This window comes from Pseudoalteromonas denitrificans DSM 6059, assembly GCF_900112265.1.
GTDB classification, from domain to species: domain Bacteria; phylum Pseudomonadota; class Gammaproteobacteria; order Enterobacterales; family Alteromonadaceae; genus Pseudoalteromonas; species Pseudoalteromonas denitrificans.
Window position 1 is genome coordinate 1 of record NZ_FOLO01000111.1, and the last position, 2,598, is coordinate 2,598.

Consider the following 2,598-nt stretch of genomic DNA (forward strand, 5'->3'; position numbering starts at 1 on the left):
TTTAGCCTAATAGCTGATAATTGCGCAGTAAGGCTGCCGACAATGACTCCTGCATTGTTCAACATCTTTTATATTGGTAAACCCTTGTAGGCAAAGCCTCACCTACAAGTTGGATCAATTTGGCTTTGATTTTGTAGATTGGGTTTTAGCCTAATAAAATTTAAAGTCCGTGCCTAGTATTCTCACAGAATAAAACTCCCTCCCTTAACCATATTGTTTCATTATTTTAAAACCGATATTCGGCGTAAATAGCCAAAATAAAATAGTCATTCTTTAAATGGTTAGCCCAAGTTTTTATGGTTTTTAATGGGTAATTTAAGCCTTGAGCAAATAAAATTATTGCTAAATAAAGATGGGCCAAGGTTTATATTATTTGTAAATTTAAAAAATACTCAGCTTTTAATTAACGATATTAAAACGTCATTATTCTCTTTTTAGTGTTTTCATTTTTTAAAGGGGGGAAGTGGTGACTTTTTGTGTTGTTGATAAAGCGTTGGCAGTGGCTCTAAAACGATTAATTCACAACACTATAGCTCATTGCAATGTGCTCTTTGCAGTGAATGTGTAAAGGAAATGAAATGGCAAAGAAAACAGCAAAGCGCAAAACTAAAACCAGTGTAAATGAAAACGACACCGCTAATTCAGTGATGAAAAAACTCATTTTACGAGATATAACACCTTTATTTTGTGATGGTGACAAGTTAGTGCTGACCGCCGGTAATGGCAAATGTTTATCTGTTGTCAACGAAGACATGCTAGGAACGACAGTAAAACCAACTGAAGAAGATTGTTTTGAAGTAGAGCATGTAGATGAATATATAGCACTTAAATTTAAAGAAAAATATGTGACTTTAGATGTTACTGGCTGTGTTACTGCAAAAGGAGAGGCAGTGGAGTCGGCATCGTTATTAAGAGTACAGTTAAACGATGATGGGCGAGTTGTAATAAAAGAAAAGTCGGGTGCTTATTGGTCGCTCACACCTCAAGAAGGTGTTATATGTGAACACTTTAAATATTTTTGCCACGCTAGAATGGAATTTAAAGTAGACGTAATCAATTTAGATGCTGAGTCAGAACAGCTAAAACATCATAGAGATTTATCGCAACAAAAGTCGGAATGTGAAGCAGCTGAAAGGGCGCTTATTTTTCAAATAACGGTTAACCTTATTCTTGCCATAGGCATAGGGCCTTATATTATTTCAGACCGGTTAGAAACTGGCGTATGGGGGCTATTGAGCCAAAATGCTAATGTGCGAACAGCCTTAGATGTATTTATAAAAGATGCAGTGAAAAACCCTGGTAGAAAATTTTTAGCTGCAATGACATTTTTGTATGTTGTGCACGAAGAGGGGTTATTATTAAGGTTAATGAGGCTTGTTTTGGCAAGCGTAGGTTGGTGGGCATTGGCAGAAATAACCGCCAAGGTGATTGAAGCTATTTTTGCACCTGAAGCTGAATTGGTAGAATTAGGTGCCAGCCTGACGGTGTGGGGTGTACAAACAGAAGAAGCTGTAAGCGCAACCCTTAAAGCTTGCTCACCAACTAAAGACGCTAACGCTAAAGGTGCTAAAGGCAAGAAAAAATAAAACTTAATAAGCCATTTATTTACAGGGTCTTAATTTACAGCATTATTTAAAAATATGCCGTTCAATAAAATAAATGACCCTGCAAATTATGGTTCGAAAACCCTTTTGTTATATACCGTAGCCAATCAAAATGCGGGTTGTAGAGTTTTAGGGGGAAATCAGAGTAAGGTATCACTTGCAGCCAATGGTTTTACTCTTAGCTAAAGAGATAACGCAGAGCTGTTTTTCCCCTCACACTCCCTGAGGGTAGCCCAATCTAAATCATCTTTGTTGTTGTGAAAGTTTAAAGGGGAATAACCCATTTTTACTCTCACGCCTAGAATATAACTCAGATTTTGCTTACTGAAACCCTGCATTATTAATGGTTACGGGCATATAAACTTATAAATAACGATTAAAATTATTTACTACAAATTCGATAAAAACTTTAAGCTTATTTGGCATAAACTTATTTTGCACATAAACCATATATAAAGGTGTATCGGGAATTTCCCACTCATCAAATACAGAAATTAAATCTTTGTTTTTTACTTCTTGCTCACAATATAATTTTGGTACTCTAACTATGCCATTATCAGCTAAAGCACTTATCAACATAGCCCGGCCATTTTTACATTGAAACTGCCCTTCAATTGCAATATCAACCTTTATTGCTGGGTCTATTTTATTTGAAAAACTCCAATGCTTAACAGAGCCTGTTATACATTGATGATTTTTTAAATCTTTTGGATGCGTTAACTTTTCATATTGGGATAAATACTTTTCAGTGGCTAAAGTCATTATGGGAAGATCAATTAATTTACGGCATATTAGGCTAGAGTCTTGCAATTGACCCATTCTGAAAACCAAATCAAATTCACCCGATACCAAATTTACTCTGCGGCTACTAAAATCTAACTTAATATTTATTTGCGGATGCAATTTAGGGGCTGTTGATCTTTCACATTGGCAGCCAAATCATTGCACACGCCAGTGCTAGCATACTTTCAAACTGTAACTTTAATTTATCATA

General features: G+C 35.7%; 2 protein-coding genes. One reads left to right on the plus strand and one right to left on the minus strand.

The annotated features are described in order from the left end of the window. The first annotated feature begins 578 nt into the window (after nucleotides 1-578). On the plus strand, nucleotides 579-1,586 hold the full coding sequence (locus BM088_RS26770; RefSeq protein ID WP_091991976.1) for a hypothetical protein: 1,008 nt from the start codon (nucleotides 579-581) through the stop codon (nucleotides 1,584-1,586). Nucleotides 1,587-1,967: 381 nt separating this feature from the next. On the opposite strand, the gene BM088_RS26775 is transcribed toward BM088_RS26770, so the two are convergent. Next, entirely contained in the window at nucleotides 1,968-2,507 is a 540-nt protein-coding gene (locus BM088_RS26775) for a substrate binding domain-containing protein (protein ID WP_281247211.1), read from the minus strand. Nucleotides 2,508-2,598 lie beyond the last annotated feature (91 nt).

Excerpts from the sequence above, each read along its gene's own strand:
- BM088_RS26770 (WP_091991976.1), top strand. The coding sequence starts at position 579 with ATGGCAAAGAAAACAGCAAAGCGCAAAACTAAAACCAGTGTAAATGAA.